General features: G+C 68.1%; 14 protein-coding genes. 6 read left to right on the plus strand and 8 right to left on the minus strand.

Annotated elements, in window-relative coordinates; all coding sequences use genetic code 11:
* The first annotated feature begins 44 nt into the window (after positions 1 to 44).
* Positions 45 to 3,701 (plus strand): ATP-binding protein, encoded by a 3,657-nt coding sequence (locus ACQPYA_RS23315; protein ID WP_433529224.1) that lies wholly within the window; start codon positions 45 to 47, stop codon positions 3,699 to 3,701.
* 10 nt (positions 3,702 to 3,711) lie between these two features.
* Here ACQPYA_RS23315 and ACQPYA_RS23320 read toward each other — a convergent pair whose 3' ends face one another.
* From ACQPYA_RS23320 to ACQPYA_RS23330, 3 genes are all read right to left on the minus strand, one after another.
* On the minus strand, positions 3,712 to 4,401 hold the full coding sequence (locus tag ACQPYA_RS23320; protein WP_433529225.1) for a lysophospholipid acyltransferase family protein: 690 nt from the start codon (positions 4,399 to 4,401) through the stop codon (positions 3,712 to 3,714).
* Positions 4,402 to 4,514: 113 nt separating this feature from the next.
* Positions 4,515 to 4,844, minus strand: a complete 330-nt coding sequence (locus ACQPYA_RS23325) for a hypothetical protein (protein WP_433529226.1) — start codon at positions 4,842 to 4,844, stop codon at positions 4,515 to 4,517.
* A gap of 72 nt (positions 4,845 to 4,916) precedes the next feature.
* Entirely contained in the window at positions 4,917 to 5,345 is a 429-nt protein-coding gene (locus ACQPYA_RS23330; protein ID WP_433529227.1) for a hypothetical protein, read from the minus strand.
* Between the two features lie 251 nt (positions 5,346 to 5,596).
* On the opposite strand from ACQPYA_RS23330, the gene ACQPYA_RS23335 reads away from it, so the two are divergent.
* Together ACQPYA_RS23335 and ACQPYA_RS23340 are read left to right on the plus strand one after the other, a co-directional pair.
* Positions 5,597 to 6,796 (plus strand): transposase domain-containing protein, encoded by a 1,200-nt coding sequence (locus ACQPYA_RS23335; protein WP_433529228.1) that lies wholly within the window; start codon positions 5,597 to 5,599, stop codon positions 6,794 to 6,796.
* Between the two features lie 123 nt (positions 6,797 to 6,919).
* On the plus strand, positions 6,920 to 7,183 hold the full coding sequence (locus ACQPYA_RS23340; RefSeq protein WP_433529229.1) for a hypothetical protein: 264 nt from the start codon (positions 6,920 to 6,922) through the stop codon (positions 7,181 to 7,183).
* Positions 7,184 to 7,513: 330 nt separating this feature from the next.
* Here ACQPYA_RS23340 and ACQPYA_RS23345 read toward each other — a convergent pair whose 3' ends face one another.
* Both ACQPYA_RS23345 and ACQPYA_RS23350 read right to left on the minus strand, forming a co-directional pair.
* Entirely contained in the window at positions 7,514 to 7,762 is a 249-nt protein-coding gene (locus ACQPYA_RS23345) for a DUF2283 domain-containing protein (RefSeq protein WP_433529230.1), read from the minus strand.
* 6 nt (positions 7,763 to 7,768) lie between these two features.
* Entirely contained in the window at positions 7,769 to 8,386 is a 618-nt protein-coding gene (locus tag ACQPYA_RS23350) for a polymorphic toxin-type HINT domain-containing protein (RefSeq protein WP_433529231.1), read from the minus strand.
* Between the two features lie 313 nt (positions 8,387 to 8,699).
* Here ACQPYA_RS23350 and ACQPYA_RS23355 point away from each other — a divergent pair, with 313 nt between their 5' ends.
* From ACQPYA_RS23355 to ACQPYA_RS23365, 3 genes are all read left to right on the plus strand, one after another.
* The gene (locus ACQPYA_RS23355) at positions 8,700 to 9,119 is read left to right on the plus strand and encodes a transposase family protein (protein WP_433529232.1); all 420 of its coding nucleotides are present in this window, start codon (positions 8,700 to 8,702) and stop codon (positions 9,117 to 9,119) included.
* Between the two features lie 604 nt (positions 9,120 to 9,723).
* Positions 9,724 to 11,292, plus strand: coding sequence for a group II intron reverse transcriptase/maturase (gene ltrA / locus ACQPYA_RS23360; protein ID WP_433529233.1), 1,569 nt, complete (start codon positions 9,724 to 9,726; stop codon positions 11,290 to 11,292).
* The gene (locus tag ACQPYA_RS23365; RefSeq protein WP_433529234.1) at positions 11,285 to 11,938 is read left to right on the plus strand and encodes an ISAs1 family transposase; all 654 of its coding nucleotides are present in this window, start codon (positions 11,285 to 11,287) and stop codon (positions 11,936 to 11,938) included. The genes ltrA (ACQPYA_RS23360) and ACQPYA_RS23365 overlap by 8 nt, the downstream gene beginning before the upstream one ends.
* Before the next feature lie 107 nt (positions 11,939 to 12,045).
* On the opposite strand, the gene ltrA (ACQPYA_RS23370) is transcribed toward ACQPYA_RS23365, so the two are convergent.
* The 3 genes from ltrA (ACQPYA_RS23370) to ACQPYA_RS23380 form a co-directional block, all read right to left on the minus strand.
* Positions 12,046 to 13,515, minus strand: coding sequence for a group II intron reverse transcriptase/maturase (gene ltrA, locus ACQPYA_RS23370; RefSeq protein ID WP_433529235.1), 1,470 nt, complete (start codon positions 13,513 to 13,515; stop codon positions 12,046 to 12,048).
* Positions 13,516 to 14,292: 777 nt separating this feature from the next.
* Positions 14,293 to 16,263, minus strand: coding sequence for an RHS repeat-associated core domain-containing protein (locus tag ACQPYA_RS23375; protein WP_433529236.1), 1,971 nt, complete (start codon positions 16,261 to 16,263; stop codon positions 14,293 to 14,295).
* Between the two features lie 628 nt (positions 16,264 to 16,891).
* Positions 16,892 to 17,065, minus strand: coding sequence for a hypothetical protein (locus ACQPYA_RS23380; RefSeq protein WP_433529237.1), 174 nt, complete (start codon positions 17,063 to 17,065; stop codon positions 16,892 to 16,894).
* Positions 17,066 to 17,239 lie beyond the last annotated feature (174 nt).

The following is a 17,239-nucleotide window of genomic DNA, read 5'->3' on the forward strand; positions in this document are numbered from 1 at the left end:
GCAGGGATACTGACCCTGCGCTCCCGGGCGTCGGGGGCTCGCCAGTGGAGGGTGTCATCGCCGCGCAGTGTGACCGGTGTGGACGCACCGCCGCCGACGGCGACCGCTTCTGCGGTGGCTGTGGGGCGGAGCTGGGTGCCGTCTGTCCACACTGCCTGCGCCCGCTCGCCCCGGACGTGGCCTTCTGCACCTCCTGCGGCGCGCCCCGGGCCGGCATCGACCGCCCGACGGTCATCAATCCCCAGGAGGATCGCCGCCGGGTCAGCGTGCTCTTCGTCGACCTGATCGATTTCACCCCGTACGTCGAGCGGGCCGACCCGGAGCTGGTCCGCGGCATGCAGACCGGCTTCTTCTCGGCCGCCCGGCGGGTGGTCGGCCAGTACGGCGGGGTGGTCGAGAAGTACATCGGCGACGCGGTGATGGCGCTCTTCGGCGCGCCGGTGGCCACCGAGACCGACGCGCTGCGCTGCGTGCGGGCCGGGCTGGAGCTGCAACGGGTGCTCACCCGGTTCACCCCCACCGGCACCGACGGGCTGCGCTTCCGGGTCGGCGTGGCCACCGGCGAGGCGCTGGTCGACGTGGCCGCCGCCCGCGACGGCGGGCAGGCGATCGTCGCCGGTGACGTGGTCAACACCGCCTCCCGGTTGCAGTCCGTGGCGCCGCCCGGCGGGGTGCTGGTCGACGGCACCACGCACGCGCTGACCCGGGACGCCATCCGCTACGACGAGCAGCCCCCGGTCACCCTGCGCGGCCGGTCCGCGCCGACCGAGGTGTGGCTGGCCCTGGCCGCGGTCCGCCAGCAACCCACCGACCGGGAGCCGGACACCACCCCGCTGATCGACCGCGAGCACGAGCTGGGCATGCTGGTCAACGCCCTACACCGCAGCCTGCGCGACCGCCGGCCACAGGTGGTCACCGTCTTCGGCCGGGCCGGCATCGGCAAGAGCCGACTCGTCCGCGAGCTGCACAAACACACCGGCCGGCTGGTGGACGAGCCGCTGACCTGGCGCACCGGGCGGTGCCCGCCGTTCGGCGAGAACGTCACCTTCGCCGCGCTGGCCGACATCGTCAAGGCCGAGGCGGGCATCCTCGACACCGACCCGGCCGCCACCGCCGCGCAGCGCCTCGCCGCGGCCGTCGGCGAGCTGGTCGGCCCCGGCGAGCGCGGCCGGGTGGCCGACGCGCTGCGGCCCCTGGTCGGCCTGCCCGGCACGCCGCTGCCGGCCGAGGAGGCGGAGTCGGCGTGGCGGCGGTTCCTGCTGGCGCTGGCCGCCCGCCGCCCCACCGTGCTGGTCTTCGAGGATCTGCACTGGGCCGACGACGCGATGCTGCGCTTCGTGGAGCTGCTCGGCGCGGCGGCCCGGGACGTGCCCCTGCTGCTGCTCTGCACCGCGCGCCCCGAGCTGGTGGACCGGGATCCGAGTTGGGCGGGGACCATCACCGGCTCGGTGACGATCACCCTGCCGCCGCTGCGGGACACCGGCATCGCCGCGCTGTACGCGCACATGTTCGGCCAGGCCGCGTTCTCCGCCGACCTGCTGACCCCGCTGGTCGAGGTGGCCGGCGGTAACCCGCTCTACGCCCACGAGTACGTCCGGATGCTGATCGAGCAGGGTGCGCTGCGCCAGTCCGGGCGGGGCTGGTCGCTGGAGAAGCACCTGGACCTGCCGATGCCGGAGAGCGTGCACGCGGTCATCGCCAACCGGGTCGACCTGCTCGACGCGAAGGACCGGGCGGTGCTGCTGGCCGCGGCGGTGGTCGGGGTGCAGTTCTGGCCCGGCGCGGTGGCCGCCGCGGTCGGGCAGCCGGTCGAGTCGGTCGAGCGGGCGCTGCGCCGGCTGGAGCAACGGGACTTCGTCCACGAGCAGGCCGCCTCCACCATGGCCGGTCAGCCGGAGTACCGCTTCCGGCACGTGCTGGTGCGCGACGTCTGCTACCAGCGGCTGCCGCGTACCGAGCGGGTGGCCCGGCACGAACGCACCGCCGACTGGCTGGACACGCTCTCGCAGAGCCGGGACACCGACCTGGCCGAGGTGCTGGCGCACCACCGCTGGGCGGCCCACGAGATCGCTCGCTCGCTGGGCATGGAGACCCGCCGCTACGCCGGTCCGGCACGGGCCGCGCTGCACCGGGCGGCCCGCCGGGCGTACGCGCTGCACGGGCTGGACGCCGCCGCCAGCCACGCGGGTCGGGCGCTCGGGCTGGCCGACGACTCCGACCCGTTGGGTCGGCTGCAACTGGAGCTGCTCAGCACGGAGATCTCCTTCTACCGGGACGGCAACGCCTTCCTCTCCGGCGGCGGCCCGGAGCAGGTGCAGGCGCTGGCCGACCGGCTGCTGGCGTACGGCGACGAGGCGTGCGCGGCACGCGCCTGGACGCTGCTCGGTCAGGCCGCCTGGCTGCGGGCCGACCGGCAGGCCGCGCTGGCCTGCCTGGACCGGGCGGTACGGCTGTTCGAGCCGCTGCCGGACAGCCCCCAGAAGGCGGACGCCTTCGCCGAGCTGGGCCGGCTGCACATGCTCAACTACGAGCGGGACCCGGCGGTGACCGCGGCCGACACGGCGGCGGAGATCGGCGAGCGGCTCGGCCTCACCGAGACCCGCACCAACGCCCGGATCACCGCGGCCACCGCCCGCTACCAGGCCGGTGACCGGTCCGGCCTGGACGAGCTGTACGCCATCGTCGAGTTCAGCCGGGCCGGGCAACTGCTCGCGCTGCCGAGGGCCACCCAGAACCTCGCCTACGCGGTACGCGAGGAGGGCGACTGGCTACGCTCCGACGCGCTGCTCTCGGCGGCCCCGGCCCGCACCGCGAGCGGGCAGACGCTGACCACCAGCTACTCCGGCGAGGCGATGCGGGCCTGGTTCGAGGGAGACTTCGCCCGGCTGCTCGCCGCCGCCGAGGCGTTCGTGGACACCCCGACCGGCAGCTGGGACATGCAGGTCCGTGGCCTGCGCTCCGGCCTGCTGGTGCTGCGCGGCCAGCCGGTGCCGCCCGCCGGTCCAGCCGCCACGCCGGATGCGGGCACCCCGCCGGCCGCCGCAGCCGCCACCGCCGACCCGCCGGCCGGGGCCGCCGACGCCGGCCCCACCCCACTCGGCGCGGTGGCGGCCCCGCCGCCGCGCGACGACGTGGCCGCCGCGTTGGACACCGCCCGGCGCAGCGGCTTCCACCGGCTGCACTGGACGATGCTGGCGATGGGCGCCCTGTGCCGGGCGGTGCAGGGGCGCACCGACGAGGCCGCCGCCCTGGTCGACGAGTTGGCCGAGGCGTGGACGACGGTGCCGGCCCTGGCCAGTGGCGAATGGATCGCCGCGGCCAGTTGGGCGGCCACCCTCGCCGGGCGCAAGCCGGCGGCCCGGGTACGCGCCATGCTGGACCAGGTCGGCCATCGCACACCCTGGTCCGAGGCGGCGTTGCGGACCGTGACCGGTGCGCTGGCCGGCGCCGAGGGCGACCACCGGCACGCCGCCGAACTGCATCTGGCCGCCGCCGAGATCTACGCCGGAATCCCCGACGTCACCGACCGGATGCTGGCGCTGACCTTCGCGGTCCGGGAACTGACGTCGGCCGGCGATCGGGCGACGGCCGCCGCGCCGCTGACCGAGCTACGCGCCTTCGCCCACCGCAACGGCGCGCCGGGCCTGCTCGCCCTGGCCCACCCGTCCGCCGCCGACACCACCCGGACCCTGGCCTCCTGACCCGGCCCGGTCAGGCGGGCACCGGGGCAGGTTGGGTCTTGAGCTTCTGCGCGTAGACGTCGACGTACTCGCGTCCGGAGAGTTCCATCAGCTCGTACATGATCTCGTCGGTGATCGCGCGCTCGACGAACCGGTCGCCGGCCCGCCCGGCGTACCGGGAAAAATCCAGCGGCGGGCCGAAGCTGATCCGGACCCGCTCGACCTTCGGGATGATCTTGCCCGGTGGCTGGATCTCGTCGAGGTTGAGCATCGCCGCCGGCACCACCGGCGCGCCGCTCTCCAGCGCGAGCCGGGCCACGCCGGTCTTGCCCCGGTAGAGCCGCCCGTCCGGCGAACGGGTGCCCTCCGGGTAGATGCCGGCGATGCCACCGTCACGCAGCACCGCGAGCTGGGTGTCCAGCGCGGCGCGGGCGGCCTTCCCGCCGGAGCGGTCCACCGGGATGGTGCCCGTGCCGGTGAAGAACATCTTCGTCAGCCAGCCCTTGATCCCCTTGCCGGTGAAGTACTCCGCCTTGGCCACGAAGGTGACCCGCCGCGGCACGATCAGCGGGGTGAAGATCGAGTCCGAGAAGGAGAGATGGTTGCTGGCGAGGATCACCGGGCCGGTGGCCGGTACGTGGTGCAGCCCCTCCACCTGCGGCCGGAAAACGAGCCGCAACAGCGGGCCGAGGAACACGTACTTCAACAGCCAGTACAGCACCGGCGTCCTTTCCCCAGGGCGGTGGTCGCGACGGGCCGGTCCCCGAGGCCGCCGTTGCCGACGAGCCTACGGAGCACCGGCCCTCCGCCACAACGGGCAGTCGACCGGGCCGGTTACCCCCCTGCCTCCGGCTGCTGCTCCTCCTGCTGCTTCTTCCACTCCAGATACTGGTGGTACAACTCCTCTTCCCGCCGCCGCTTGCGTACGTGCAGCACCCGCGAGGCGATGAGGAGCACGGCGCCACCGCCCAGCATCAGGTAACCGGTCATCCGGTCCTCGGAGACCTTCGGCGCCGTGCTGAACAGCAGCCCCAGGAAGGCCGCGGCCAGGCCGAGGTAGAGCGTGATCCCGGGCGGCGTCTGCCGGTACTCCAGATGGTGGCGGTGCGCAAAGGTCTGGAACTGCGGAGGGATGTCCAGTTCCTCGTACTTGTCAGTAGCCACGCGTACCCCTCCAGTTGCCGAACTGGGCACTCCCGAACTGGATCCAGGTGTTACGGAGGGTACGCCGTGGATTCAGGATTCAGGCCGCTTACCCCGCTGAAGGGCCTGCTCCTCCCAACCGTCGAGCGGATCGCCAGTCAGCGGCACGTTCGATGAATAATCATCACCAGCCACCTCCACGGTCAGCACCAGCCTTTTCCGCAGCAAGGCCCGCTCGACCACTAGAGATACGTCGCCGGTAAGCAGTTTTCGCACAAACTCCGGAACTCGCGAGGTCGTGACCGCCTCAAAAGCGTACTCGCCAGCGACAATGCGGCAGTACGGATTTCCATCGGCATGGGAGATCAAGACCTCAGGCGCCTCAACATCCTCGACCAACTCAAGCCAGATGTCCGTTAAATTCTTCTCTCCCGCCAACTTCCGCAAATCAATGCTTACGTCATGCCCTACCGAGGTTAGCGCAAGTCGAACTTCGCGAGCAAGGAACTCCGAGGTTGTCATCTGACCCGCCCGTAGAACAGGCTAATCCTACGCCCGCGAACTTGACCCGCGTGCGGAAGGACTTTCCCGATGGTATCCCGAGGTGAGGACCGGATCCGCTTCGAGCGCGCCGACGCTCTTCTTCTTCCGGTCTTCGCAGCACCATTCACATTGCCCAATATACACCTAGTCAACCGCAAATGGGGAATGCCGCGCCAGATCGATCGGAAACGTCAACCTCATGCTCTTCCAAAGCATCGGAGAAGGACGCGGTGATTGATGAGGCCAAGGCGCGGGAGCGGCGTAAGCGGTCGCTGCCGACCCGGCTGACCGACTGTCTCGTGCTGGCGATGTGGTTGTGGCGCGAGCACGGCTACGAGGAGGTGCTGCGGCAACTCATCGACGGTTTGGCGTGGCCGGGGGCCGAGGGGGATGGGCCGGACGAGGCGGATGTGGCCTGGTCGGGGTCGATCACCAGGGCCCGGGCCCGGCTGGGCCCCGATCCGCTGCGGCTGATGTTCGCCCGGGTGGCTGACCCGACCGGTGGCCCCGAGGTGCCGGGGTGTTTCTGGCGCGGGCTGCGGCTGAGCGTCATCGACGGGTCCACCATGGACGTGCCGGACAGTGACGAGAACCGGGCCGCTTTCGACGGGCCGTCCAACGATGGCGGACTCGGGGCGTTGCCGCAGGTGCGGCTGCTGGTACACGCCGAATGTGGCAGCAAGGCGCTGCTGGGGGCGGCCTTCGACGGCTACCGCGCTGCCGAGACGGTCCTCGCCCAGGGGGTGTTGGACTCGTTCGGGCCGGGGATGCTGAAACCGCCGCGCAAGAAAGATGGTGATCCGATCACCGTGCGGGTCATCGAGTACACCGTGACCACCCGCGACGAGCACGGCGAGCACCACAGCGAACTGTTCTGCCTGGCCACTACCCTGCTCGACCCCGAGGCGTGGCCGATCGAACAGATCCCAGCGCTCTACCACGAACGCTGGCGCGGGGAAACCCTGCTGGACGTGGTCAAGACCGACGTACACGGCGGGGCCGATGTGCTGCTGCGCTCGCACAGCCCGGCCGGGGCACGGCAGGAGATGTGGGCCCTATTCTGCCTCTACCAGGCCCTGGCCCACCTGGTCAGCGACGCCGCCCGCCACTACCGGATAGACCCCGACCGCATCAGCTTTCCGCGCGCCCGCAACGCCGCCCGCCGGTCCGCGCCCCGGATCCAGCGGACTTTTTCCCCCTCACCAGATGCGACGCGTCCACGACCGGCCCGGACGATCCAGCCCCCGAGCCACCAAACGACGCACCAACCGCAACCCCACCCGAGGCGATCGACCCGCGACACGGCGGGTAACCCACACGATCACCATCCACCGAGTCAAGCCTCTACCAGCCATGATCGACTAAGGAAGCGCCATTACCCGTCTACCCCGCCTGGACGCAGCGTTCGCCAACTGACGTCCGTCCCATGATCCAGTTGCGATCCGACGTCCGACAGTTTCGCCTACCATCGCAGCATGGGAGTTAATGTTGAGCTGCGCCACCAGGGGGCAACGCCACGCAAAGGACGCGTCCCGACAACCACAATCGATACCGTGGTTGACGCAGACGACTTGTTCGCGGGCCTGCTGAACAAATGCTACAAGTCCGGCCGGACACCAACGCTCGACAAAATCGACCCCTACGCCAACATCATCATCAAAGGCCCCGATGTCCAGAAACTCATAGCAGAGCTTCCCATCCTTGAAGGTTGTGCACAAACCGATCCTGAAAAGCATCAGGTCGTCATCATCGGCGCGCTCGCAAGAAGGTGCCTGGCGCACATCGCGGACCACCACCTTTACTTCATAGGAGACTGACCGGAATTCCGGCTAAGCCTGCGACCCGGAGTTCTGCTGGCGATCGCAGTCGGGACACCCGGGGCGGCGAGAGAGGTGCCTACGCACCCCTCTCGCCGATCAATCAGTACGGGAATGCAGTGACCACTTTCCACTCCTGAGCACAACCCGGACCCGGGTGGTGAGCCGCCCCTTGGTGGGTGTAGGTGTGCTCCACCCACTGGCAGTCCATGCACGCCCGGCACTGCCGCCCATCGAACCAGGACCGCTCGTGACAGTCCGCCCGACCTCGGCCGCACCACCATGCAGAGCGCACTGAATGTTGACGACGTCAACGCCCCCTGACAGCGGTCAGGTCATGCCATCGATCACCTCATCGGGAAAAACTACCGAGACACCAATTACCTCCATTCCGAGCAAATGGCCCCGCGCATCAAAATCTAGATTGATCTCAGCTGGACTGGGTATCCCTTCGACCTGGACCTGTCGGACAGCCCCTCCCGGCCGAATATCAACGAACTTGAAATACGCCGCATCAGCGGCCGGGTCAATACTGACCTCCAACGGAAGCCGGCAAACACGAGGCTCGTCCTTATTCACGCATGCCTACCTACGTCCGATCCATCCACAAGACACAACCTCACACTTCCTGTTCAACACTACCCAGACTTTCCGACCTGTGTACTTGGTCGTGCCCGGCGAGTTCCCGTTCGTCCGTCGACCGCTCCGGACGGCACTCCTCGCCATGTCCTCGCTGATCCCCCGCTCCCTTGCACGCTGTCGGCCGTGTGAAGTCCAGCCTGCGATGTCTCGGCAACTGTCATTGTGGACAACAATTGCTGCTGCAGGGCCGCCCACTAAATAGGTGTGCACGTTCCCCACGTTGAGGTTGTAGACCGTCATGTCTCGCAGGTATCCGTGGTCGTTGACCCCGGTAACCCGCCACGAGCTGTCAATGGCGAGCAGGGCGACTCCGGGGCCCAGGTCACTCGCCGCCGTCCAACCCCTGCCTTGCACATAAAAGGGGTGGCTGGCGGTAGAGCGAATCTCAATCGATGGCGCACTATCAGCGCCGACCTCAACGGCAATGATTCGCCTTGCGCCCTGCCCGACAATCACGTCAAGGACGGGTTGCAGCGACGCGAAGCCGGTAGCCGGATCCTTTGCCACGACGAGGTCGCCATGCTCGATGTCCTGGATCGCGCGCCAGCTTCCGTTTGCCATGAGCACGGGCGTGTCTGCGGTGAAGGAGTTCGATCGCCGACAACTTTTGCGACCATATCGGCTCGCGCCCGATCGTTTCACCCTATGAGCTGCCGACCTCGACGCCCAGGGCCTTTGCGTAGTCGATTGAGGTTTCCCTGACCTGGTCGTAAGCGGTGTGACGACCTGTGTGGAGGGTGACGCGGGGCGGGTGCGGCCCGTCGGTGATCATGGAGTTGCTGAGACAACATGACACCGAGAAGGACCACACCCGCGCATGTCATCATCGCTGATCGCCGTGATCCGTCAGCATGCCCCTGCCCCATCCGGAACGATGCCCGCTGGTGGTGAGTCGTATGGCCTGCTGGCTGCCCTGGAACAGGTTCCTGACCCGCGTGACCCGCGAGGGATCCGCTACCCGCTAGCCAGCCTGCTCGCGGTCGCGGTGTGCGCGGTGATGGCCGGGGCTTCCACGTTCGCCGCGATCAGCGACTGGGTCGACGATCTCGATGCGTCGGCGTGGGGCCGGCTCGGGTTCCCGGGCCGGGTGCCGGTCTTGACCACGGTGTGGCGGCTGCTGGTCCGCGTCGACGCCGAGACGTTGACGGCGGTCCTGGCCGACTGGCTGTGCTCCCGATTGCCAACGCCTACGCCAAAGCGGCGGGTCATCGCCGTGGACGGCAAGGTGCTGCGTGTGCGACACGAGGTCGCATGTGTTGAGTGGATCACGGTGGAGGAGGTGCCGTTGTGGTGACGTGATCCCCGGTCCGTGCTTGGTGGCCGGTCTCCTCCCTGGCGTGCGTCGCGGGTGACTGCGGGGTGCGGAGCCCAGGGTTCAAGCCGAAGGGTCCTCGTTCCTTCCGGGGGCTACGGGTGAGGAGAAGGACGGGCGGGCGAACGTGAGTGAACCCTTGGTTGATGCCTCGTCATCTTGAAGGTCCGGGTGGAGGGAAGTGGGACCGGGCCGAGATCAGGGACTGGCCGTTGAGAAGCGGCGGATGCCGGCGGTGGAACGTAGCGCTGCTGGGTGAGCACCATCGTCCCCGGGGTACAGAGGGCGCCCTATCCGTGCGTGTCTCATGCATGCGGAACGTGGAAACCCCGTCCAGGTCCAGCTTCAACGGCTGGTAGGCCGACCGTGAGGAAGGCGGAAGTCCTGGCCGGGAACAGGATGGCCCGAGAAGCGAAGGCCGGGATGCCGAAAGGCGACGGGAAGGGCATCACAGGGTGCGGCCGCCTCCTGGCCGTGTGGTGCCGAACCGACCGGATACGGGCAGCGCCGTGTCGTTGGTGCGGTGGTGCCCGGCCCGAGAGGGAGCCCACGCGGGTCAGGTGAGTCTGTGGAGATGGTGATGGGCATGACGTCAGCGCCTGCGGGGACGTTGGACGCCGCTGTTTCGGCGGTGAACGGAGCGCAGGGCTTTCCCGACGACTGGGACCAGGTGAACTGGACCCAGGCGGAGGAGGAAGTACGACGGCTGCGCCAGCGGATCTTCACGGCGTCGCAGGCAAGAGCGCACCGCAAGGTACGTAGTCTGCAACGGTTGATGCTGCGATCCCGGGCAAACGCGTTACTCAGTGCGCGCCGGGTCGCGCAGGTCAACCAGGGGCGAGCGACAGCAGGGGTCGACGGCCGGACCGCGCTGACCGGTCCCGAGCGGGTGGATCTCGCCCGCTGGGTCCAGCAGCGCGGGTGTCGACCGATGGCCCGGCCCGTCCGCCGGATCTACATCCCGAAGGCCAACGGCAAACGGCGTCCGCTCGGTATCCCCGTGATCGCCGACCGGGCGGCGCAAGCCGTGGTGCTGAACGCGCTGGAGCCTGAATGGGAGGCACGGTTCGAGTCGAGGAGCTACGGCTTCCGGCCCGGCCGGGGGTGTCATGACGCGATCGAGGCGATTTTCGCCGTCTGCAAGGGCAAGAACCCGAAGCGGGCATGGGTCCTCGACGCGGACCTGACAGCGGCGTTCGACCGGATCGACCATGACCGGCTCCTGGGCCACCTGCACGGATTCCCCGCCAGGGAACCCGTCGCCCGGTGGCTCAAAGCGGGTGTGGTCGAGAACCGGCAGTACGCCCCGACCGAGGAGGGCACCCCGCAGGGCGGAGTGATCAGCCCACTGCTGATGAACATTGCCCTGCACGGGATCGAGACAGCAGCCGGGGCCCGGCAGCAGACCACCCCGTCGCATCGGGGCTGGTCGGTGCCCGGAACCCCGGTCGTGGTCAGATACGCCGACGACCTGGTCGCGCTCTGCTCCACCCGGGAGCAGGCCGAACAGGTCAAGCAACGCCTCGTCCAGTGGCTGGCGCCGCGAGGATTGGCGTTCAACGAGGACAAGACACGCATCGTGCACTTGTCCGACGGGTTCGACTTCCTCGGCTTCACCGTCCGCCACTACCGCAATCCCGGGAAACTGCTGATCACACCGTCGAAAGCGGCCGTCAAGCGGTTCCGCGCCCGGCTGCGGACCGAGGTCCGCAACCTCTACGGCGCGAACGCGATCGCCGTGATCAGCAGACTCAACCCGGTCCTGCGGGGCTGGGCCGCGTACTACCGCACGGTCGTGTCCAAGAAGGTCTTCAACGACATCGACTCCACGCTCGTCTGGACGATGCTCAAGTGGGCCCGACACCGGCACGAGACGAAGTCCTACCGATGGATCGTGAACCGCTACTTCGGGCGGTTCCACCCGACCAGGCAAGACCGATGGCTCTTCGGCGACCGGGACACCGGCGCCTGCCTGACCCGCTTGTCCTGGACGCCCATCCGCCGACACCAGATGGTCAACGCCGACGCGTCTCCGGACGACCCGGCCCTGACCTACTACTGGCGACAGCGACGACGACGCCGACTGCCACCGGACACACCCGCAGCACCAGGCCCCGCGCCTTACACCCTGCGACCGCCCACGGGACTTGCTTGAGCCGGATGCGGTGAAAGTCGCACGTCCGGTTCTGAGGGGGCCCCGGCGCAGCAATGCGCCGGGGCTACCCGACGGTGCGGTCCTGCCCGAGGGGCGGGTTCATCTGCTGTCGGCCTACGACACGTCGACCGGTGTGGTCCTGGCGCAGGTCCAGGTCGCGGCGAAGTCGAACGAAATCCCCGCGTTCGCTCCGCTGCTGGAACAGGTCAAGGTCCGGCTGGGCAGCCTGGCGGGCGTGGTGATCGTCGCTGACGCGTTGCACACACAGGTCGCCCACGCCCGAGCCGTCGCCGCCGCCGGCGGACACCTGTACGTGTCGGTCAAAGCCAACCAACCAACGCTGTTCGCGCAGCTCAAACAGTTGCCGTGGGCGCAGGTGCCCGTCGGGGACCAACACCGCGACACCGGACACGGCCGCCGCGAGACCCGAACCGTCAAGGCATTGACCCTGCACACTCCCGGCGGCATCGGCTTCCCCCACGCCCAGCAAGCCGTCCGGATCACCCGCTCCCGCACGGTCGCCGGTAAGCGGACACGGGAGACGGTCTACCTGGTGGCGTCACTGCCCACCGCCCACGCCCAACCCGCCGAACTGCAGCAATGGGCCCGCCTGGAATGGCACATCGAAAACCGACTGCACTGGTGAGTCGGCCTGGGGCGCGGTGCCGGGATTGCTCCCGTCCGTTTCCCCAGGCCGCTCTCCGAACCCGGCGTGCCTGTCTCCAGGCACCGGGCTCTCCACGGTCGTTGGCGTCAGGCTGGTTGCGTCCGCCGGACCCAGGGGTTAGGGATCGCTGCGCCTCGATAGCGGTAACGGGTGACCGTGACCGCGGCGAGGTCGAACAATGCGATCCCGTCCGCCGCCAGGGGTTTCCACCGTCCTTGCCCGGTGGTGAACTGACGCCGAAACTGCGTCCACGTCCACCGGTGAAGCGTCCGCCACCACCGCACGACCCTGTTCCACACGAAGTGGGCCAGCTGCCGGAAGGTGTTCTTGGCGACCGCGTGCCGGAAGTACGTGGACCAGCCGCGCAGGATCTGCCCGAGGCGGATCAGCACGGCTGCCGGATCCTGCTGTGATGTCCTGCGGGTCAGGGCACGGACCTTGCTCTTCAGCGACCGGATCGGCCGGTCGCCGATGAACGTGTACACGTGCCACTTCAACGACCCCCGTTTGCGCCGCCACTGGATGTGGAAGCCGAGGAAATCGAACCCTTCGCTCATGTGGACCACGCGGGTCTTCTCCACCGACAGGCGGAGCCCGATCGTGGCCAGCACCTTCGCGATGCTCTCGCGCAAAGCCTCGACGTCAGCCTTGACACCGTTCACCAGTACCGCGAAATCGTCCGCATAACGCACGATCCGCCAGTTCGGCAGCCCTCTTTGACGTCGATATCGGCGGCGGCCATCGGTACTCATCGTTCCACCCGGCTGCCACGGCGCATGGACATGCTCATCGAGCACGCTCAACGCGATGTTCGCCAGTAGCGGTGACAAGATCCCGCCCTGAGGTGTTCCGGTGGCCGTCTCCTCAAGGTCGCCGAGCTCACTCAGCAGACCAGCCTTGAGGAACGCCTTCACCAGCGACAGTACGCGCTTGTCCTTGATCCTCGACCGGACCCGGTCCATCAAGGCGGTGTGATCGATCTCGTCGAAACACGCCTTGATGTCGGCATCCAGCACCCACCGGTAGCTCTTGCTACCGAACAGGTGGATCTCAGCAATCGCGTCCTGCGCCCGCCGCCGAGGCCGAAAACCATACGAGACCGGCACGAAGTCGGCCTCGAAGATCGGCTCCAGCACCAGCTTCAGGGCCGCCTGGACCACTCGATCCGCCACCGTCGGTATCCCGAGGCGACGGACCTTCCCCGACCCTCCCGGCTTGGCGACGGCGCGTTCCCGCACCGGTAATGGGCGGAACGTCCCAGTCTTCAACTGGGAACGCAGGTCGTCCAGGAACCCAGGTGCGCCCATCTGCTCCTCCACATCGGCGACCGTCAGGCCGTCAACGCCGGGAGACCGGGCACCCCGATTGCCCGCGACCCGATCGAACGCCACGATCAGCGTCGCCGGGTCGTACACGAGATTGAACAGGTCATCGAACCGGCGACCACGATCGACCGCCGCCCAACGATGAAGCTTGGCCTGCATCTCCGATACCCTGGCGAACGGATACCACTGCTCACCAGGACCGCCGGGATTCCCCAGCGGATCTTTCAGCATTGCAGTCTCCTTCCCTTCCACAACCGCTGCCGTCCTTCCCCATGTGACCGGCTCTCCCGGCCTCGGAGTACTACGACGGCTCCGCCCCATCCCGATCCGATCGGTCGGCAGTGGACCCAGCCCTTCCCTCGCACAGGCTGCACGCAGGATAGGCAGCATCGAGACGGTTCCCGTGTTCACTGCTGTTCGCTCGACGAAGTAGGAGCCCTGCTATGTCCCAGCGGCATCGCCATGGTTACCCCGCAGCCCTTCGCCACGGCCTCCCGACAGCCGAATCCAGGGCCATCTAGGAGTTCCCTTCACCCCAAGGAAGAAGGTGCGCACCGCATCCGACCCGCATCCGCCAGGTTCAAGGTCGGTCACATCTTGAGGGACGTAAGAACACAGGTTCCTCGCGTACTCCTCTCCATCACGCTCACCGGACCCGCACCATCTGGCAGTACTGGCACGTCCCGACTTTGTCAGGGCTGCTCCCGCCGTCCCCGGCACTCCCCGGACCAGGCTGCCCTCAGCTCCACCGCCCTGCTGCGACAGGGTCAGCGGTGGAGGTCTCCCACCTCCACTCGAAACAGCAGCGCCTCACGGCGCACGGATCCGCGACGTCACCTTCCACGAAGACGCCCACCAGGCACGGACCGGCAACGGACCCGCCGTCGCAGCGGTCCTACGCAACACCGCCATCGGATTCCACCGCGGCAACGGCGAGACCAACATCGCCAGAGCAATCCGCCGCGCCAACCGTCGCCCCCACGACCTCATCGCCACCGTGACCAGCAGTCACCCGACTACGCAATGACCCTGCCTCGACGCCCTAGCCGCGCTCGCCGAGCGGGCGCTTCTAACTGCTTTAGCGGCCTTCGAGGCTTTACGAGCCCGCGCAGCGGCGCGGGCGGTGTTCACGGCGAGGCGGGCGCCCTTGACGGCCGCGCCGGCGCCGACCACGGCGGCTGCCGCGCCGGCGACCGCCCAGGCGGCCTCCTTCCAGTTCCCCGTCGCCGCGTACGACACAGCGGAAACCACGCCGGCGATGGTGCCGATCGGGCCAGGGATCATCGAGGCGTACGAGGAGACCTTGGCGACCTTCGACAGGCCCTTCTTGACGCTGCCCCAGCCCCACTTGCCGTCCAGGTCTGTGCAGTTGACCGGGTCACCGGCGCAGTAGTCGTACGCGGTGGCGTTACCGCCGTCGACCGGGTCGACCTGGAGGAACCGCCCGAGCGTGGGTGAGTACAGGCGGACGCCCATCAGGATGACGTCGCCGATCGCCTCACCGGAGCGCTGCTTGCCGCCCAGCCAGCCGTACCGCTGGTCGGCCTGGCCCGGCATCGGCACGCCGAACTCGTCGTAGTCGAACAACTCCGGCTCGGTCAGCGCCGTGTCGACCGTCACGGCCACGTCACCGTGCAGGTTGGTCAGTTGCAGCACCACGTCGCCGGTCGCCAAGGTTGTGGCGACCAGGTCGCTGTCCGGGCCGGACACGTTACGGGTGACGTTGCCCAGGGTGGTGTCCTCGACGATCCACCGGGGCTCGTCGGAGTCGTCGCCGTAATGGTTCAACTTCGACGTGGCGTTGACCCAGTTGCCGTCGACCAGCGTCTCCGTGGTGAAGGCGCGGAACCGGTGCGCCGGATCGAGGGTCCACGTCTGCCGTGCGTCGTCCAGCTGCTGACGTTGCACCAGGTCGTTGGCGAAGTAGCTGTTGACCAGGCCACCCGGCAGGTTCGTCGTGCGGCCGAACGCGTCGTATACGTACCCGTCGTCGGTCAGCCGGTCCGCCGTGTCGTACGTGTGGCTGCGCGTGGTGGTCGCCGTCGACTCGTCACATTCACCGTCAGCCCCGGGGGCGAACCCGGCACTGCCGGTACGGTTCGTCCGGTCGTCGTAGGAGTACGTCCGGGTGACGCACCCCTCGGTGATCGCGCTGTCGTGCTGTGCCCGGAGCAGCCGGCCGAGCCGGTCGTAGCGGTAGGTCTTGGCACCGCCGGTGTAGGTGTGCTCCACCCACTGGCTGGCGGTGTTGGTGACCACCGACTCGGAGAAGATCACCTCATCGTCGGAGTCGCGGGTGTACGTCCGTTCCACCGGTTGCAGGTTGGCGTCCAGCCGGTCGGTCCGGGTCAGCCCACCCGGGTACTTCAGCTCGGTGAGTTGCCCGTCCGGGGAGTACTTGGCCGAGAACGTGCCGGCGACGCTGTCCGTGACACTGGTCAACAGGCCGCGCGGCTCGGCCACCCGGTCGTAGGCAAACGTGGCGTGGCCGGTGGGGTCGGAAACCTTCACCGACTTGCCGAACCGGTCGAACTCGTTGACCGTCGTGCCACCGTCGGCGTCGGTGTACGACGCCAGCCGGCCCAGCAGGTCGTACTCACGGCTGATGGACGCGCCACCCATCGAGGTGACGGTGACATCACCCGAGGTCGGGCTGTAGGTGGTGGTCACCGCCGAGATCGGTGCGCCCTCGTCGGAGGTGATCGCCGCGCTGGTCACCCGGGTCGCCGGGTCGTACGTCGTGGTGGTGGTGCGGGTCTTGCCGGCCGCCGTCTCGGTCACCACGGCCTCGTCGCCGTAGCGGGTGTAGGAGCCGACCCGCCGCACCGGGAGGTTGGTGGTCATCCGGGCCGGATCGTGCCCGGTCACCGCACCGACCGCCCGGGTGACGCACGGCTCCCCGGCCCACTCCGGCCTGTTGCCGCACGCGCTGTCCTGGGCGTTCACCCCGGCGGTGTAGTAGATAATCTCGTGGGCCATCGCGTCCGACCCGGTCGAGCCGATCCCCCACGACTTGAGCACCTGACCGCGAGCGTTGTACACCGCGTACGCAGTCAGGTTCCGTCCACCTGGCCCCGCATCAGCGACCACCTTCGTCGGCGTCTCCAACACCCAGCCAGACACACCGGAGCCGGCGCGATTTACTCAGGCATATGTTCCTGGCCCTCTAATTGCAGAATAAGCCTGGCCGCTTTTCTCCCCTTCCGACTGAATTCCCCACCAAGGGCACCACCTGTTGCCTGGCCACCAACCCCTCCATTGAACGGCGACAAGGCAACGTCAATCAGAAATCCGATGAATCCCGATCGACCTACCGTCGCCCATCGTTCACGGCTTGTAGCATCTTCCTCCAGCACGGTACGCGCCCAGCGCTGAGCGGTCCGCGCAACGCGAGCATCAGGATGGCGAGCGCCACGAGCCGCCAGTTCCACCACCTCACGGCGCCGTTTCCGCCCAAGCCTTCTCCAGTCTTCCAGTGCCTCGCCTGAATTCCATCGTCGAGGACTGTTGCCATTTTTATCCATCCGCCGCCTCTCGCCCTTCGTCCCCTTCGCTCGAACCCAAAGTCTCGCCGCTCAGCTTAGTCGTTGCGCAGATAGATCAGGTATCATGGCTGGCCCGCGGGCCCGCTGGTTGTCCCATCGGTAGAGGGTCCATGCTCGCCGGTGAGGCTACGCACGGTAATGATCGTATCGGCGAGGTCGAAGTAGGCGTGGCCCACGTTCACCTTGCGCTCGTAGCAGCATTGCAGCCGGTTGAACGCGTTGCGCCAGGCGTTCATGTACTCGATGTGCCATCGTTTTGTGGCCTGGACGGGACTTTGACGCCTTGCGGGCGATGTCGTCGGTCAGGCTGCGGGTGTCCAGCAAGGGGTCACTCAGCCATGCTGAGACAGCGGGCACAGGCAATTCAATGATCACTAATGTCCTGTGCCCGCCTCATACCGACCGCTGTC

Origin of the sequence: Micromonospora sp. CA-263727, assembly GCF_050942455.1 — a bacterium.
Classification (GTDB): domain Bacteria; phylum Actinomycetota; class Actinomycetes; order Mycobacteriales; family Micromonosporaceae; genus Micromonospora.